The 17,594-nt window shown below is 38.3% G+C and carries 15 protein-coding genes and 1 pseudogene; 3 read left to right on the top strand and 13 right to left on the bottom strand.

Annotation, left to right across the window (positions count from 1 at the left end; all coding sequences use genetic code 11):
- The first annotated feature begins 17 nt into the window (after window positions 1–17).
- The 3 genes from CCY97_RS03400 to CCY97_RS03390 are packed head-to-tail and all read left to right on the top strand — an operon-like array spanning window position 18 to window position 4,432.
- Window positions 18–2,717, top strand: coding sequence for a valine--tRNA ligase (locus tag CCY97_RS03400; RefSeq protein ID WP_112064098.1), 2,700 nt, complete (start codon window positions 18–20; stop codon window positions 2,715–2,717).
- Entirely contained in the window at window positions 2,718–3,368 is a 651-nt protein-coding gene (locus CCY97_RS03395; RefSeq protein ID WP_112064097.1) for a rhodanese-like domain-containing protein, read from the top strand. It begins immediately after the preceding gene.
- Window positions 3,368–4,432, top strand: a complete 1,065-nt coding sequence (locus CCY97_RS03390) for a UDP-N-acetylglucosamine--N-acetylmuramyl-(pentapeptide) pyrophosphoryl-undecaprenol N-acetylglucosamine transferase (RefSeq protein WP_112064096.1) — start codon at window positions 3,368–3,370, stop codon at window positions 4,430–4,432. The genes CCY97_RS03395 and CCY97_RS03390 overlap by 1 nt, the downstream gene beginning before the upstream one ends.
- On the opposite strand, the gene CCY97_RS03385 is transcribed toward CCY97_RS03390, so the two are convergent.
- The 13 genes and pseudogenes from CCY97_RS03385 to CCY97_RS03330 all read right to left on the bottom strand — a co-directional run bounded on the left by CCY97_RS03385 (window position 4,427) and on the right by CCY97_RS03330 (window position 17,593).
- Window positions 4,427–7,831: a S8 family serine peptidase gene (locus CCY97_RS03385; RefSeq protein WP_112064095.1), complete on the bottom strand. Its 3,405-nt coding sequence runs from the start codon at window positions 7,829–7,831 to the stop codon at window positions 4,427–4,429. The two genes, CCY97_RS03390 and CCY97_RS03385, sit on opposite strands and share 6 nt — an antisense overlap.
- An 88-nt stretch (window positions 7,832–7,919) precedes the next feature.
- On the bottom strand, window positions 7,920–9,785 hold the full coding sequence (htpG, locus tag CCY97_RS03380; protein ID WP_112064094.1) for a molecular chaperone HtpG: 1,866 nt from the start codon (window positions 9,783–9,785) through the stop codon (window positions 7,920–7,922).
- Window positions 9,786–9,930: 145 nt separating this feature from the next.
- Window positions 9,931–10,305, bottom strand: a complete 375-nt coding sequence (locus tag CCY97_RS03375; protein ID WP_112064093.1) for a hypothetical protein — start codon at window positions 10,303–10,305, stop codon at window positions 9,931–9,933.
- A gap of 223 nt (window positions 10,306–10,528) precedes the next feature.
- Complete coding sequence (locus tag CCY97_RS08205) at window positions 10,529–10,666, bottom strand: hypothetical protein (RefSeq protein WP_181562801.1); 138 nt, start codon at window positions 10,664–10,666, stop codon at window positions 10,529–10,531.
- Between the two features lie 13 nt (window positions 10,667–10,679).
- Window positions 10,680–12,290, bottom strand: a complete 1,611-nt coding sequence (locus tag CCY97_RS03370; protein ID WP_112064092.1) for a pentapeptide repeat-containing protein — start codon at window positions 12,288–12,290, stop codon at window positions 10,680–10,682.
- Window positions 12,290–12,556: a hypothetical protein gene (locus CCY97_RS03365; RefSeq protein WP_112064091.1), complete on the bottom strand. Its 267-nt coding sequence runs from the start codon at window positions 12,554–12,556 to the stop codon at window positions 12,290–12,292. Before CCY97_RS03365 ends, CCY97_RS03370 begins: the two co-directional genes overlap by 1 nt.
- Before the next feature lie 251 nt (window positions 12,557–12,807).
- On the bottom strand, window positions 12,808–13,077 hold the full coding sequence (locus CCY97_RS03360; protein ID WP_112064090.1) for a type II toxin-antitoxin system YafQ family toxin: 270 nt from the start codon (window positions 13,075–13,077) through the stop codon (window positions 12,808–12,810).
- Window positions 13,077–13,310 carry a hypothetical protein gene (locus tag CCY97_RS03355; RefSeq protein ID WP_112064089.1) on the bottom strand — a complete coding sequence of 78 codons (234 nt, stop codon included), beginning with the start codon at window positions 13,308–13,310 and terminating at the stop codon, window positions 13,077–13,079. Before CCY97_RS03355 ends, CCY97_RS03360 begins: the two co-directional genes overlap by 1 nt.
- A 187-nt stretch (window positions 13,311–13,497) precedes the next feature.
- Window positions 13,498–13,878: pseudogene (locus CCY97_RS03350) on the bottom strand (hypothetical protein); the annotation flags it as partial.
- A gap of 165 nt (window positions 13,879–14,043) precedes the next feature.
- Window positions 14,044–15,120: a tRNA (adenosine(37)-N6)-threonylcarbamoyltransferase complex transferase subunit TsaD gene (tsaD, locus tag CCY97_RS03345; protein WP_112064087.1), complete on the bottom strand. Its 1,077-nt coding sequence runs from the start codon at window positions 15,118–15,120 to the stop codon at window positions 14,044–14,046.
- A gap of 23 nt (window positions 15,121–15,143) precedes the next feature.
- Window positions 15,144–16,325 (bottom strand): replication-associated recombination protein A, encoded by a 1,182-nt coding sequence (locus CCY97_RS03340; protein WP_112064086.1) that lies wholly within the window; start codon window positions 16,323–16,325, stop codon window positions 15,144–15,146.
- Window positions 16,325–16,666, bottom strand: a complete 342-nt coding sequence (locus tag CCY97_RS03335) for a helix-turn-helix transcriptional regulator (RefSeq protein ID WP_112064085.1) — start codon at window positions 16,664–16,666, stop codon at window positions 16,325–16,327. Before CCY97_RS03335 ends, CCY97_RS03340 begins: the two co-directional genes overlap by 1 nt.
- A 27-nt stretch (window positions 16,667–16,693) precedes the next feature.
- The gene (locus CCY97_RS03330) at window positions 16,694–17,593 is read right to left on the bottom strand and encodes a DnaJ C-terminal domain-containing protein (RefSeq protein ID WP_112064084.1); all 900 of its coding nucleotides are present in this window, start codon (window positions 17,591–17,593) and stop codon (window positions 16,694–16,696) included.
- Window position 17,594 lies beyond the last annotated feature (1 nt).

Genomic DNA, 17,594 nt, shown 5'->3' with positions numbered 1-17,594 from the left:
ACTTTAAGGTTTATTTGATGGATACGAAATCAGACTCCTCGCAGGGACTCGAAGATTCTGCTAATACCCCACAAACCCCACAAGAAAAAAAAAGCTACAATCCCGCCGCGATAGAATCTGAGATTTATAAGATTTGTGAATCTCGTGGTTACTTTGAAGTCAATAGAAATAAAGAAAAAAATTTCTGCATCATGATGCCACCCCCAAATGTTACTGGGGTATTACACATAGGACATGCACTTACTTTAAGCCTGCAAGATATCATCGCTCGCTATAAGCGAATGGATGGCTATGCGACACTCTATCAGCCCGGAATGGATCACGCAGGAATCGCAACCCAAAATATTGTAGAAAAGCAATTGCTTACACAAGGTATTAGCAAACAAGAACTTGACCGAGAAAAATTTATCCAGAAAGTATGGGAGTGGAAAGAAGAATCTGGAGGCAAGATTCTGCAGCAAATGCGCACTTTAGGGATAAGCCCTGCTTGGAGTAGATTGCGTTTTACGATGGATGAAGGACTGCAAAATGCCGTCAAAAAAGCATTTGTAGAGTGGTTTTCTCAGGGTTTGATTGTGCAAGATTCCTATATGATTAATTGGTGTAGCCACGATGGTGCATTGAGCGATATAGAAGTCGAATACGAAGAGAATGAAGGTAGCTTGTATTATCTTAAGTATCCCATCGCGCAAAGCAATGGGGAATACATAGTAGTAGCTACTACGCGTCCTGAAACATTCTTTGGCGATACTGCGGTGATGGTAAATCCTCATGATGAGCGCTATAAACACCTTGTAGGGAAAAGTGTACTTCTACCATTAAGTGAGCGCGAGATTCCAATCATTGCAGATTCTTCAGTGGATATGGAGTTTGGCACGGGTTGTGTCAAAGTAACGCCAGCACATGATAGTAATGATTATGAAGTAGCCAAAAAGCATAATTTGCCCTTCCTTGTTGTATTTGATGAAAAAGGCATTTTAAACTCTCTTGCAGGCGAATTTAAAGGATTAGAACGCTTAGAATCACGGGATGCAATAATTGCAAAATTACAAAATCTCGGATTTGTAGAGAAAATAGAATCCTACACACACCAAGTTGGCAAGTGCTATCGTTGTGGGAACATCATAGAGCCTTATATCTCAAAGCAATGGTTTGTCAAAAAAGAAGTTGCTTTGAATGCAATAAAAAGTGTCAATGATGGGGAAGTGAAGTTTTTCCCTTCTACTTGGCTTAATAATTACAATGCTTGGATGAATGACTTAAGAGATTGGTGTATTAGCAGGCAGCTCTGGTGGGGGCATAGAATCCCAGTGTGGTATTGCGAATGCGGCGAAAAAGTCGCTAGCGAGCATGACTATCCGACATGCCCCAAATGCTCGCGCGTGATTAAGACGCAAGATCCTGATGTACTTGATACTTGGTTTAGCTCTGGGTTATGGGCATTTAGCACACTTGGATGGGGGAATGGCACAGACACCCAAACAAATCTCTATGAAGCAGATGACTTGCAACGGTTTTATCCAAACTCTTTACTTATCACAGGTTTTGACATTTTGTTTTTTTGGGTGGCACGAATGCTCTTGAGTGGAGAATCTCTACTAAAGAAACTACCTTTTAGACATATTTATTTGCATGCACTTGTACGCGATGAATTTGGCAATAAAATGAGCAAATCACGAGGCAATGTGATTGACCCACTAGAAATTATCAAGAATTATGGTGCTGATTGTTTGCGTTATTGTCTGGCTAGTCTTTGTGTGCAAGGACGCGATATCAAGCTCTCTTATTCCCAGCTTGATTTGAGTAAAAACTTTGCCAATAAAATTTACAATGCCGCACAATTCTTGTTGCTTTATGCAAAGCAATTGCGGGCAGATTCTCCATATTTTGCGGATTTGAGTGATTTTACACATCCGCTTGGTATTTATCTGAATGCGCGCTTACATCTCACAACACAGCAATTACGTAATGCTCTTGATTCTTATCGTTTCAATGAAGCCTGCAATGTGCTTGAGCACTTTTTGTGGGATGAATTTTGTGACTGGGGGATAGAATTTGCCAAAGCAAAAAAAGAAGCTATTTTTGAGCTTGGTGCGATTTTTAAGCAAGCACTCAAACTCTTGCATCCTTTTATGCCATTTTTAAGTGATAGTTTGTGGCATATGCTTAATGGCAGTAGTATAGAGACAGATGATTCCATAATGATTGCAGAATTTCCAATCGTCTCTAGAGAGTGCTTGCAGACAGAGGATTTACAAGCAGAATTTGAGAGAATCAAAGACGCTATTACCACTCTTAGGCGTATAAAAGCTACGCTAGAAATAGGAAATACACCTATTGCATGTGCTTATGTCGTTCTTGATAGAAAAGTGGATTATGCATTAATGCGAGACTTTGTGTGTAAGCTTGCGCGAGTGCAGGAGATTAAACTTGTAGATTCTAAGCCTGAGAATATCCGAAGTGTCGGAGATGTAGGCCAATGGTGTGAGTGTTTTGTGCAGCTAGATGGTATTGATTTGGATGGAATCATTGCGCGCTTAAAAGGACTGGAAGCTAAGCTTAGCAAAGAAATAGAGAAGCTTTCTATGCAGTTAGAAAATCCAAACTTTCTTAAAAATGCCCCTGCAAATATTTTGGAGCAGACTAGATCTGCGTTGCAAAATGCTAAGACCAAGAAAAACAAGGTATCAAGCCAGCTTGATACTTTAAGAGCATAAATGAAAAAAATTATTTTTGTGATTGTTGCGCTAATCTTTAGCGGGTGCGATAAGCCAGCAAATAATCATTTTCTAACATTAGATTCCGTGTATTTGCAGCTCCAAACAAAGCAGATGCTAGATTCTCAAGATCCGGGAATCTCTAAGGCAAAAGAGGAAGCTATGGCACTTATACAGCGCGCGCAGCTATATAATTATCAGCTTATAGATTCTAGAAGTTTAGAGAGAGCATTCGATGGATTTATTGTGATTGCCACTCTCCCAAGAGGGATTTATAATCTAGGGCTTATCCCAAATGCTATGCATTTTGAGTTTACAAAATCTTTAAGCGCCAATACAGATGGTAGCGAGTGGAACTGGAAGGAGGATGCCAAAGGACAGAGTAAAGAGAAGTTTTTGGAATTTTTAGGTGAGGATAAGAACGTAAAGATTGTATTTTATGATGAAGGCGAGGATATTTTTGCCCCTGCTGGTAGTGCTCATACGGCTATTCTTTGGGCGCAACATGAGGGCTATACTAATCTTTATCGCTTGGTCGGGGGATTTGGCGCATGGAAAGCTTTAGGATTAAAAACAACCAAAGAAGTGCCATTATGCTGCCAAATTGATGCGCATGATTCTAAAACGCACCATACCGGGCATACACATTGATGTTTGTTATTACTGGCGGGGGGACAGGAGGACATCTAGCGATTGCTAAGGTGTTAGCCACTACCTTGCATACCAAAAACATACCTTGCATATACATTGGCTCAAATATCGGACAAGATAGATTGTGGTTTGCAAATAGTGAAATTTTTGAGAATGTATATTTTTTGGATTCTACGGGGGTGGTGAATAAAAAGGGGTTTGCCAAAATCAAGGCATTGTATAAGGCCTATAAAGCATGTATTGATGCAAGAAAAATTTGCAGACAGCACAATGCAAATGCCGTGATAAGTGTGGGGGGATTTAGCGCAGCAGGAGCTAGCATAGCTGCACTCACTCTGAAAATCCCCCTCTTTATCCATGAACAAAATGCGTCTTTTGGTACGCTCAATAAGATTCTAAGACCATTTGCAAAGAATGTCTTTGGTGCATTCCCTCACAAGAGCAAGAATTTTGTGCAATGTGCTTATCCGATACGGGCGGAATTTTTCGCATACGCCCGCATACGCAAAGAGATAAAAACCATTTTATTTCTCGGTGGATCTCAAGGAGCAAAAACAATCAACAATTTGGCTTTAGCATTAGCACCAAAATTTTTAGAAAGTGGTTTGAAGGTTATCCATCAATGTGGCAAAGCTGACGCCAAGCGAGTAGAAATAGCATACAAAGAGGCTGGAATATTAGAAAAAATAGAATTTTTTGATTTTTCCCACAATCTTATTGAAAAGTTAATCCAAAGTGATGTATGTATCTCGCGGGCTGGAGCTTCTAGTGTATGGGAGAGTTGTGCTAATGGACTGCCTTGCTTTTTTGTCCCTTATCCATATGCTCATAAAGATCACCAGTATTTTAATGCCCTGTGGTTTAAGGAGAGAAATCTCGCAGGGCTTTGTAGAGAATCTCAAAATATAGGAGAATTAGAGGCTAGTATTTTAGAATTTTTGGGTTTTTTAGACAGTAGTGCTGATGGAATCAAAAATATTGAGCACATATCAAAGAAACTATGTGAAAGTATCTCATCTGATGGGTCAGATGAGATTGTGAGATTAATAGAATCTAGATTATAAATCACTATCAGATTCTTGGGGTTCTTGGCTAGACTTTTCTCCAAAGCGTAAGAGAAAGCCTACTTGGACTCCAATGCTATTGGTTTGATTAGTCACTGCGTGAAACACTCCTAAAGTAACCTTAGAATCTGATTTTGCAGAATCATGTACAAATCCCATATTGATAGCACTACGTAGAGATTGGGCAGTAAGTGGTTTGAGGATATTAAAACTCTCATCAAAATCAACAAAACGTGCATTGGCGCTGAGAGTATTTGCATTCACAATATTTTCATACACGCTCAAAATATCAAATCTTAGTCCATTTTTCAGAGCTATATTGAGTGCAAGTCCGATATTTGCGCCTAGCATATTTTGTCCGCTCGCACCAAAAGATTTTGCAAATATCAAAGACTTTTCCTTGAAGGCAGTAGTATGTACATGTATGAATGAAAGATAAGCCAAGGGAGAAAGTGTAAAGGTGGGAGTGAGATGGATATTGTATTTGGCCCCAGTCTGTACACCTAGTATTATGTCAGTGTAGTTACCCCTTACAGAGAATTGCGATATTTGTCCAGTGTATGAGTTTTGTCCAAATGCTAGATTTGTACCTGCAAAACCTTCAAGATTCCCAAAATAAGCATTTAATCCCAAACTTGAACCAATATACCCGCTGTTTATATGGAGCAGTTTATTATTGGTATTGAGATAGCCCGCATTAAAAAGTCCCTTCCACACAAAAGTATCTTTTTGTTCGCTTACAAAAGTCATCTTGCTACCTGCATTATATGCTTGGTAAGAACCACCTGTAATGCTTGCAAGCGGAGCTATAGAATTGTGTGTAGGCAGATTATAAAATTCATTAAGCATACGCTTTTGTATATTCAAAACCTCATTTGTAGCTAGCAGATGAGCGCCACCTTGCACCTGCTCTATCGAATCCTTATACACAGCGCTCGATAACATCATAGAATCTAATTCCCCAAAAAAATCTTTGTAATTTTGTGATAAGTCTTGCTTTGCCCTCACAGTCTTAAGTGCATTGGTAAAAGAGGAGGTTGTATTACTGGTCATATAAGCTTCTGTATTTAATACAGGGGTTATAGCACTAGTTTTCACATCAAAGAGAAATCTCAAAGAGGTATTTTGTTGGTTTGTTTCTACGTTTGAAAAACTATGCATGGGTATATCACCCAAGTCTATATTGATCTTTTTGTCACCGTTGATATTGAAGAAAGTATTCTTTTGTGGGATAAATTTTAGATTCCCACCCTCAATCTTGTATCCGCTTGCTATAAGTTTAGCATTCGCACTTTCACCAAAGACAAGACTAAGCGATGCATTTTTTCTCTGTGTATAAGTGCCACCTACTTCTAGATTGTTATTTTCGCCCCCCACACCGCTTGCAGGTATGAGATTTCCAACCTGGACATTGCCTTGATTATCTAAATTTTGTCCAATTTTCCCACTCCCTGAAAGTGTTCCATTCTGTGCTACGAGGACACTTCCAGCGAGACTTGGTTTGTGAATATTTTCTGCTTTCTGCTCTATATGAGCACTGATAGCACTTGTTTGCACACTTAGTGTGTTGGGGATAAGGGGATTATTCTTAGATGTATTGTGGTTTTTGAGTGCATTATATTCTGATTCACTCATTAAAGCCAGAGTACCGGATTCTATAAACGTAAGTCCTGTATAGGTATTTTGTCCGCTTAAAATAAGCTTGCCATCGCCCTTTTTTAGCAAACCCACCCCATCAAAATGAGTCATTGGATTTGCAAGTTGATTTGGAGAACTCTCTAAATTACCCTTATCAAAATGCAAAGATTTATCCCATTTCCGTTGGCTTATATCATTACTAAACAACATTTCTTTATTGTCACTAACTGACAATGTATAAAGTGCATGTTCATTTTTGCTAAATTTGAATTTTGTTGGGTCTTGTTTTGCTTTCTGGAAATCCCATAATACAAGCTTTGTGTTATTTTCTGTGAGTGTGTAAATATCACCTTGTGTGAGACGATTTGCATCTAGCACTGCTATACCCTTGAGAGCTTTTTGTATATCCAATACCCCTTGTCCTATCACAGATTCTTTGCCTAATACATATACAGAATCTCTACCTTCAGGAGTTTTCATAATATTCGCGACAATCTTATCTGCATCACTTGTGTAACCAGCATTTTTAAGTTGTCGAATGATTTCTTTTTTATCTTTTTTTACCAAGCCCTTTTTGTCAGCTCCATCATCAATAAAAATAATCGTGTATTTTTTATTGTAAGTATCTTTCACAATTACGTTAGGGAGTTTGATATTTTTATTTGCCGTACTTAAAAGTACATCAGCTATCTGCCGTCCATTCAGGTCAGGAAACTTCTGTGCCACCAAAGCCGCAGCACCACTTACAAATGGCGCGGCCATTGAGGTACCAGAGTTTTGTTTGTAGTTGTCATTTATAGCTGCATTTGCAGAATTTATTTTAACACCAGGGGAGAGAATCCCCCATGTTTCTGCACCGTAAAATGCATTTGAAAATGTTGCTAACGCATTTTTATTTTTAAAATCAAGATTTCCATATTGGTCTTTATTCACATTTTCTGGATCAAATGCACCTACAGAAATCCACGCCTTAAGATTTTCATCATAACGAGGTAGGACAGACTGTATATTAGGGCTGACCATACCTTCATTACCAGCAGCAAAAACACTCAAAACTTGCTTTTGGCTAGCAAGTCTCATAAGTTCGGCTTCATTTGTTGTATTGCATGTTTGACAATCAGCAGAGCCCTTCCAATAAGTTGATATAGTTTTAAGAAGTGTTGAGGGTGAATTATCTTTTAGTGTTTCTTGAGAAGTTTGAAGTATGTATTCGCCTGTTGTTGTTTCAGTTAAACTGGAATTTATAAGTGGGTAAATATTACTCCCCCAGCTATTATTTAAAACTTTCACTTCTTTTTTATCTTTGAAATAATCATAAAGTGCCATAGGTTGCGGTTGTTTGCGGCCACCACTATGGATTGCCCCTAGACTATATGCCTCTGCTTCATAAGCTACACCAAAGAAATTTGTGCCACCCTGATATGTTTTCTCGAATTTCCCTATAGCAATACCTGCTGTATGCGTTCCATGAGTATCACAAGTCTGACGCTCGCAATCCGTAAATACAGGTGTATGTTCTCGATTTGTTGTGTTGTCTTTGTAAATCTTTTGATCAAGTATCTTATTGTTTAAGAGAATATGCTCCTTATTTATCACTGTATCGACAATGCCAATGGAGACGCCCTTGCCATTTATTCCACTATCCCACGCGGCTTTTGTATTGATAATGTCATGTGAATGTTTGTTTTCAAAAGTATCTGCATAGACACTGCTTAGCGCGATACAAGAAGCTATCGACAAGACAGGTATCTTTATATGCATGGAATATCCTTGAAGATTTAAAGTTAATTATAATATTTAGACATTTGTATATGCCGCGAAAACTATCAAACATAAACTTAAAAGCGAATTACTCAAGCCACTGGATTATCACATCGCTGAGATTCTGTGTAAATTCTTTACTATCTACCACATTCTCTCCTTGCTCAATGAGTGCACTATCAAAGAGTAGATTCGCCACTTGCGCTATTTTCGCCTTATCCTTGTGGTTTTTTAGTTTCTGGAAAATCTTGTGGTTGACATTCAGCTCTATATCAGGTTTTGTCGCTGGCATTTTTTGTCCCATTTGTGTGAAGAGTTGCGCCATCATCGGATTATCATTCTGCTTGATAAGGCTTATCGCGCTGGTTTGCATAAGACCAGTAAGCGAAATTTCATTGACTTTATCCCCCAGAGTTTCTTTGAAGTCTTTTACAATCTCCTCAAACTCCTTTTTTATTTCTTCACTCACACCCTCATCTCCCAACTCGCCTAGCACTTCTTTAGAGCTGATATTTTTTAATGATATTTTTTCATATTCCCCAAGCATTGGTATCACCATACCATCAATCTCATCGCTTAGAAGCAGCACCTCAAAGCCTTTGTTTTGGAATTTCTCTAGCAACGGCGAGTTTTTAAGCACTTCTTTATTCTCTCCCAAGAGATAGTAAATGCTCTTTTGTTCCTTCGGCATGCGATCTTTATACTGCTTCAGCGAGACAAATTCCCCCTTATTACTCTCAAAGCGTAAAAGCTCTAGCAGCTTCTCTTTGTTTTCATAATCACTATATAACCCCTCTTTAAGTACCTTGCCAAACTCTCCGTAAAATTCCTTGTACAGATTCTCATCTTTTGCCATTGAAGCAATCTCTGAGAGAATCTTTTTTGTCGAAGCGGATTTGATATTTGCAAGGATCTTGTTTTGCTGCAGGATTTCCCTGCTGACATTCAATGGCAAATCACTAGAATCAACCACTCCACGAACAAAGCGCAAATATGTAGGCAAAAGCTCCTTGTCATCATCGGTGATAAAGACGCGCTTTACATACAGCTTCACGCCACTCTGGTAATCAACCCGATACAAATCAAAAGGTGCTTTTTTAGGAAAATAAAAGAGTGTTGTATATTCCAAATTCCCCTCTACTTTTGTATGCACCCATCTTAGTGGCTCTGTATTATCATGTGCAAAGCTTTTATAAAACTCTTTATAGTCCTCAGCTTTGAGTGAAGCTTTAGGCAAGCTCCATAAGGCTTTTGCAGAGTTTATCTGCTTGATCTGATCCACTTCTTTTTTAGAATCTTTCTTGTCTCCTTCCTCATCCGCAAGCTCTTTGTAGTGTAGGAAAATGGGAAATCCAATATGTTGAGAGTATTTATTTACGATATTTTCTATCTCCCACCTACTAGCGAAATGCTTCTCATCATCTTTCAGATAGAGTGTGATTTGTGTGCCAGATTCTTCCTGGACACACTCTCCTATCTCATATTCCCCCTTGCCTTCACTTACCCATGCATACGCCTTATCTTCTCCTGCTTTCTTGCTTTGCACGACCACACGACTTGCTACCATAAAAGCTGAGTAAAACCCCACGCCAAACTGCCCAATAAGCGCACTATCTTTTTTCTTGTCACCACTAAGTTGGGATAAGAAGCTCTTTGTCCCAGACTTAGCAATCACACCTAGATTTTCTTTCAAGTCTGCCTCATTCATGCCTATGCCATTATCGTTTATAGTGATAGTGCCCTTTTTCTCATCGAAACTAATATCAATACGCGGTGAAAATGCAATCTTCTTAAGTTTCTCATCAGTCAATGTAAGATAAGAAAGCTTATCAAGCGCATCCGAAGCATTACTGATAAGCTCTCGTAAGAAAATCTCTTTATTCGAGTACAGCGAATGAATCATAAGATCCAGAAGCTGTGTGATTTCAGTTTGAAAAGAATGTTTTGTCGCCATACTTACTCCTTGCAATGTTTTGTGAGTCCGAATCTTAGCAGAACTTACCGTAGTGTCGCTGCAAAATGCATTGTCAAATATTTTTCATTTTTAACCAAACTCATATGCAAAGGGGAGCGTTAATATCTGAATGCGCAAGGGATAGTCATAAAAAGCACACATAGTTTCCACCTTTGATAGTTCCTTGATTATCAAAGCTTTTGATTGTAGTATTGCCAGCTTCATGAAGATAGATTGCTGCATGTACAGTTCCATTATTTAAGTTGCCATTACTACTTGTATTCTCTATCAATCCTTTGTTTTCAAAGCTTGTGATAGTAGCATGAGCCAAGGATACAGCCCCTTGACCAGCTGCTGAAATCGTTCCAGAGTTTGTAAAGTTTGTAATAGTAGCATTGGTGAGTCCTATGCCTTGACCTTTTGCCTTTATAGTCCCCTCATTGATAAAAGTGCCAATACTTCCATTATAGCCATTGGCATTATCCTTAGTCTTATTGCTTTCAATCTTTATTGCAACCACATTTCCAGTCGCTGAAATAAGCTTGCCACTTTCATTTTTAAATGTCTCAATCTTAGCACCTTGGAGTCTTAAAGCAGCATGGTCATTTTTAGATTCTATAGTGCCATTATTAGTGAAATTTCTGACAACAGTTTGTCCACCTTTAGTAGTTTTCCCATTTTTTGTTTTTTCATCTGTAAAGAGATAGACTGTATCTACCTTATTGCTTGATTTTATTGTTCCTTTATTTCCCCTCTATGATTTTTATTTCATCTTTAGCTAGGTTGTAGAGTTTATAGACTAGAAAATCGATTTTAGATTCTGGCTCTTTGGTGTCTGTGGCTTTGTTTGTAGAATCTATCATATAGCTAATTCCTTGCATTTTTATATCCTTTCTAGTTTGGCACTATGGAGTTTTTGCGTGCGGTTTTTTGGAGAGAGAAAAGCACCAAACCGATAGCTATAACATATAGAGTTGTTATAAAGTTTTGCCATGGATTCAAATCTTTTTCAAATAAATTTGAAATGCCAAGAATGATTTTTGGTGTATCCAAAATCGTTATAAAAACTATTGCTAGTGAGACAGTGAGCCATACATTTTTGAATCCACGCATATAGACATAGACACAAAAGACAGGTATTGCTACAGGATATACACAAGGTATCTTGCCCAAAAGCAAAACATACAGGGCAATAGTATAAACAAGCCATTTGAGATTTAACACCAAGTCTGTGTGATGATCACAAAGTTTGTAATAAAACCATAATTGCCATTTTTCTATATGTTCTTTTATGGTTTTTTTATCTTTATATTTTAGCTCTAGTTCTCTAGCGTAGAGTTCTTGTGAGTGTAGCTCGGAAGCATCGATTAGATTATGATGTGCTATGCGATTGCTCTTTAGCTTTCTAAATAAATCTCTATAGTTTAATAAGCTTTTATATTTTTCTATTCTTTCTATTTTTTCTTCTATTATCTTTTCTATGTCTTCATACCTGTATTGTATGTGTTCATGCTCTATGTTAAATTGATTAGAAAAGGTGCAGTTTGTAAAGCTTGGTTTATTGGAGTTTGTCTTATTATTTGTAAAGCTTGGTTTATTACTAAAGTTTGCCTCATTAAAAGTTACAATGCCATTAAATACTACATTATCAAATTCTAACTTGTTAATATTTGTATTTTCAAAGCTTAATGTATCTTTGAATGTTGAATTTTTAAAAGTATAGGTTTCTGCATTTTTGTAATCTTTTTTAATAAATTTTGTTTTATTGAATTCTGTATAGTCAAATATGCAATTTTGTGTATTTGTGTCGATAAACAATGTTTCTTTCATAAAACTTGAAAATTTAAAACTAACTCTTCCTTGAAAGGCAATGTTGTTAAAATATGCATTTCCCTCAAAGATAGATTGTCTAAAATTATTTTCTATTATTTCACCATTGCCTTGTTCTGCTGAAAATTTAGTTTCTATAAATCTTGCTTCGGCTTTGAATCTTGAGATTCTAAAATCTACTCTTCCCTTAAACTCTGCATTATCAAAAGATGCATTTCCCTCAAAGATAGTTTCTCTAAAATCATTTTCTGCTATTTTATTATTATCACTTTGCTCTGCTAGGAATTGAGTTTTTATAAATCTTGCTTCGGCTTTGAATATGGAGTTTAAAAAAGTAGTTTGACAATTAAAAGTTGCACCAGAAAAATCTACTTTGGTTTCAAATATACATTGAGTAAATGCAATTGTATTATTAAAATTACATTCTCTAGCAATAACTTGATTTTTGAAATTGCAACATCCAAAATCTATATCTATCGTAGTGTCTTCAGTAAAATCTATATATTGTATTTCACTTCCATAGATACGAATCTCTTTTATTTTTTTCTCTTGAAGTCTTTTAAGGTCTATTCTATCTATTTGGGCAAATTCTATGATTATCTTATTATCTTCTATTTTGTTTTCAGTATTTGTGGCAAGGATTCCATAATCTTTTAATTGTTCATTGTATTCCATTATTTTCCCTCTATGATTTTTATTTCATCTTTAGCTAGGTGGTAGAGTTTATAGACTAGAAAATCGATTTTAGATTCTAGCTCTTTGGTGTCTGTTATCGTTATTTCATGTCCGCCGCTTAACACAGAGTCTAAAATATAATGCCCCGCCTCATCATAAGAAAAGCAAAGCTCACTTGAAATTCTATTCCATATAATCTTCCCTTGATATTGCGGCTTATATTCAGGGGCTAAAGTATCTGCTAATGTAAGAGAGGCTTTAACCAAACTTTGGGTAGCTTTAGAATCTCGTGCAAAACCTTGCCATAATTGATAAATTTTATCAATTATTTCTGTTCTCTCTCTTTATTGCTAAATTCAGATTCGATTAAACGTATTTCATTTTCATTATAATCCATAGGCTTGGTAAATAAGAGAATCTAGACGAGATTCTAAATCGCTGTCATTGCGAGGCGATGCGTTAGCATTTGTGAGAATCCTTACAAGCCTTAGATTCTATGCCATTATGCGTTTATACCTTATCCAAACAAGCTACTATGGCTACCTATGGCAATGCAAACAAGAACTAAAACCCGTTCATCTTTTTGATAAATTAACAGCAAATCAGGCTTGATATGACACTCCCTAAAATCCTTAAATTCACCTTTAAGTGCATGGTCATTATGCTTTGGCTCTAGATTCTCACCTGATAACAATCTCTCAATCACATCTCTTGTCAGGGCTTTATCAACATTGCTTAATTTCTTAAATTGTGTCTTAAAACGAGAAGAAGGGCGAAAGCCATACATTATAAATCCTGCAAAAACGCGTCAAAATTCGCATAAGTCTTTAGTTTTTTTGCACGTTTGTCCTTTTCATACTCACGGATAAACTTTTTAAACTTGGGGCTTTTGCGCTCAATAATTGCTTGAGTAATGTCTTTATCTTCTTCTGCTATGGTAATCTTTGCCTTGTCAAGTTTAGCTACTTCCTGAAAAAGGGGTAAGAATTTTTCACTTGCATTTTCGATAACCAAGGTCATAGTCGCTCCTTAAGTTTAAATCCTAGCATTATAATAAATGAAGTTTTTAAGATTCTATGATTTGTATCTCATCGGCTGTTAAATCGTAGAGTTTATAGACGAGGGTATCGATTTTGGATTCTTGGTAGCTTGTGTCGGCGGTGGAATCTTGTGCCTTAGATTCTGAAATCTCCTCGACTAAAGCGATGATAGAATCTAAATACTCAGGCGAGTCTAGAATCTTCTTGCATTCGTTATAAAATTTCTCTGTGTTGCCTTTGAAAAGTGAGTTTTTATCTGTGAAGTTTTTATAGAGTTTTTTAAAATGCGTGTTTTTATAAAAAAGCCTATCAAACTCGCTGGCTTTGAAAATGTAGAATTGATAAAAATCAGTGATTATAAGAAATTTAATGCTGGTATTTATGAGCCGCTTGTTTTCGCGCTCGCGAAAATAGTAGAAAATGCATTCATGCAACGCCTTGCAATTGACATTTTGCGCGCTAAACATTTCAGCACTCTGATGCTTTTTGGCTTCAATCAACACTTCGATAGAGTCGCTATTTTTTAGTACTAAGTCGATGTTGCTGTTATTGTTACCTTGTGATTGCTCAGCGATACTAGATGATGAGCTACTGCACTTGAGAGACAAAAAGACAAAGCTGCTATGGTTGAGACAAACTTAGGAATAAAGTTTTTCTATCTGATACAAAAAATTCGTTTTTAAAAAGCAAGGTAGGGTGTAGAGACAGGATAATTAGAGAATAAAATCATCTTGCAGGCTTTTGGGATAAATAACATCACTCACTCCCTTAAAGTCTTTGGCGCAGTGGTATTGCTCTATAGCCAGCCTACCTATCATCGCGGCATTATCTTGGCAGAAGTCAAGATCTGCATAAAGGATAGATCTACCAAATCTTGTGCAGAGCTCTTGGAGCTTTTCACGCAGGAAAAGATTCGCGCTTGCTCCACCTACAACACCAAATAGCTCAAAATCATATTGCTCAAAAAATTTTTGTGTCTTATCAAGAATATGCGCGCAAGCTATATTCTGGAAGCTCGCGCATATCTGTGTCATGAAGCTTAGGTCTTGGGAATCTTCTTGGCTTAGAGTGGTGCGATTGTGGGCCTGCTTGTAAGCTTGTATCTTGAGGCGAAGGGCATTTTTTAATCCCGAAAAACTGAAATGAAGACTCTTATCATGGGCCAGTGGCAGGGGCAAGGGAATGAGCTCTTGGGAGTTTTGTCGTGCCAGCTGCTCGATGATGGGGCCACCAGGATAGCTGAGATTGAGCATTTTGGCGGCTTTATCAAAGCTCTCTCCAAAGCTATCATCTAAAGTTTGTGCGATAAGTGCTATATGAGAGGAGTCTTGCATGAGGAGTAGCTGCGTATGCCCACCGCTTACAAGCAGGATGCCAAGTTTTGCGGTGGTGGCTGGCTTGCCTATAAAAAGCGAGTAAATATGTCCTTTGAGGTGGTTGAGATAAAGTACTGGGACCTTGAGAGAGAGGCTTAGTGCATTTGCCATACACACACCTTCGCTAAGTGTGATACTTAAGCCGGGGCGGTTTGTAACCGCGATGGCTTTGATTGGAGCAAAAGGGGAGGTGTCTGTAGAGATTTGGGAATCTAGCAGGAAGGATTTGAGCTTACCTAGCAGTAAGGGGAGGTTTTGGGCGTGTAGGCGGGAGGCTATCTCTGGGACGACACCGCCAAATGGCTGGTGGGAGGAGTCTTGTGAAAGTTTGGTGTGGAAAAGGAGCTTATAAGTGCTAATGTCTGTGAGTGCTAAGGAAGTATCATCGCAGCTTGATTCTATACTGAGTATCATTTGCGCTCCTCATAATCAGGTTCTTAGTTTGCAGCCTCTTGTGTAATCTTGTCTAGCCATTGGGATAGAGTCTTTTCAAAGCCTTTTTGGGTGGGTTCAAAAAACTCGAGATTTTGGGCTAAATATTGTTGTGTTACATATCCGCCAAAATCGTGTGGATAGAGATAGTCTTTGGCATGTGGCAAGATATTTGGCGGGATTGGCAAGTCTTTGGCATGTCTTACAAACTCTAGTGCTTTGTTTATGGCTTTGTATGCGGTGTTTGACTTTGGGCAGGCAGAGAGAAAAATCACGCATTGGGCGAGGATAATACGGGATTCTGGGTAGCCTATTTTGCTTACGCTTAGGAGAGTAGAGGTAGCGAGATTGAGGGCATTTGGGTTTGCGTTGCCAATGTCTTCGCTTGAGAGAATCACAAGACGTCTGGCGATAAATTCTGCACTCTCCCCAGCTTCAATCAGACGGGCAAGATAATACAGAGCGGCATTCACATCGCTTCCGCGAATGGATTTTATGAGAGCTGAGATAAGGTTGTAGTGTGTGTCTGGATGGCTTACTCCATCGTGCAATACACAAGGACGCAAGGCTTTGAGGCTATCTAGGGTGATTGTGTCTAAATCAAGCACGCAATCAAGGAGGTTTAGTAACGCTCTTGCATCTCCGGCGCTTGATTCTATCAGGTAGTCTCTACATTCAAAACTAAGAGGTTTTGGGTATAGACTTAAGGCTCTATCTAAGATACATTCTAAGTCTCTAGTATTGAGAGGTTTGAACTCAAATGCAAAGGCGCGCGAGCGGAAAGCATTTGTGAGTGCATAAAAAGGATTGTGTGTACTGGCTGCAAAGACTATAATCTCACCCTTTTCCATGATTGGAAGTAGGAATTCTTGCTGTGGTTTGTTCAGTCTATGGATTTCATCAATGAATACCGCTGCTTTGAGCAAGGAATCTTCATAGTGTGCAACAAAGCTTTTGAGTTCTTCTAGCTTGAAGGTGGCCGCATTAAAATAGCCGATTTCGCGTTTTAGGTCTGTACAAATAAGCTGGGCAAGGGTTGTCTTGCCACAGCCTGGAGGTCCATAAAATATACAATGGGGAGGGTTGGAGAGATTCTTATATAAGGGGGCGTTTGCGCCAATGATATGCTGCTGCCCGATAAATTCCTCCAAACTCTTTGGGCGCAATAACGAACTGAGATTACGCATTATTTTTTGAAAAGAATGACTTCGTATGAGCTTTGTTTCACTTTGACAGAATTTTGCGCCTTGCCTCTGAACTCATCGATGATGATATCTTGCTCATCAAGACGTTCTTTGAGACGCAAAATGATATCTACTCCCGCAAGATTTACACCCATTTCTCTTGTGAGGCGCAAAATAGTCTTAATCTTGTCAATATCGCGTTGGGAATACAGACGCATCTTGCCATCTGTGCGACCGGGGACTATGAGGCCTTCTTTTTCGTATTGTCGTAAGGTCTGGGGGTGGATCTGTAAAATCTTGGCTACTACACTAATAAGATATACGGGTTCATCATAGCTGTACATATTTTCTCCTTGTCGTGAAATAAGTGTCTAAAGTGTCTGGCTTAAGCCTTTCTCTAGCTCATCTCGTAGGGATTGGCTTAGGTCTTCTAGTTTTGGCAAGATTATATTTGCACGCAGATACAAATCACCTGTGTTTTCTGTCTTACGGTTTTTTAGTCCTAGTTCTTTGATGCGGAATCTTTGTCCATTTTTTGTATTGGGTGGGATTGTGAGAGTGAGCTCTCTGTGTAAAGTCGCAATCTTGTATTTGCCACCAAATAGTGCGAGCTTGAGCGGGAGATTGAAGGTTTTTATCAAATCATCGTTTTGTATTTCGTATTCTGGATTTTGTGCTACTTGGACTTTCAATAATAAATCGCCTGTGCCAAATTTTGAAGCTTTGCCCTTGCCTTTGAGGCGGATAGTATCGTTATTACGCGTGCCTTGAGGTATTTTGATATTAAACTCACCACCTTTGCCTTTGTAGTGGTAGCTACTGCCTTCAAGCAATGTGCTTTCAAATGGAATCGTGATACTTTCGTGTATGTCATTATCTATTGGCTGCTCACCAAAACCCCCAAAGCTAAAACTGCTCCCAAAGCCTGATGATCCAAAGCCAAAATTAGCACTTTTGCCCGCGCCAAATCCACCTTGCCCAAAGATATGTGCCATCAAATCATCAAGATTCACATTTCCTTGTGAGCGTGTGAAATCATGGAAATTCTGCCCGCCAAACATAGAATCGCCGAATCTATCGTACTGCGCTTTTTTGTCTGCGTCGCTTAAGACTTCATAAGCTGCGTTGATTTCTTTGAATTTTTCTTCCGCTCCTGCTTCTTTATTGATATCTGGATGGTATTTGCGTGCAAGCTTACGATAGGCTTTTTTGATCTCATCAAGGCTTGCATTTTCTGGAATCTCTAGTGTCTCATATAAACTTTTTGCCATT

It is taken from the genome of Helicobacter sp. 10-6591 (assembly GCF_003288805.1).
Taxonomy (GTDB): domain Bacteria; phylum Campylobacterota; class Campylobacteria; order Campylobacterales; family Helicobacteraceae; genus Helicobacter_F.
This window is presented reverse-complemented; position numbering and strand designations above follow the sequence as displayed.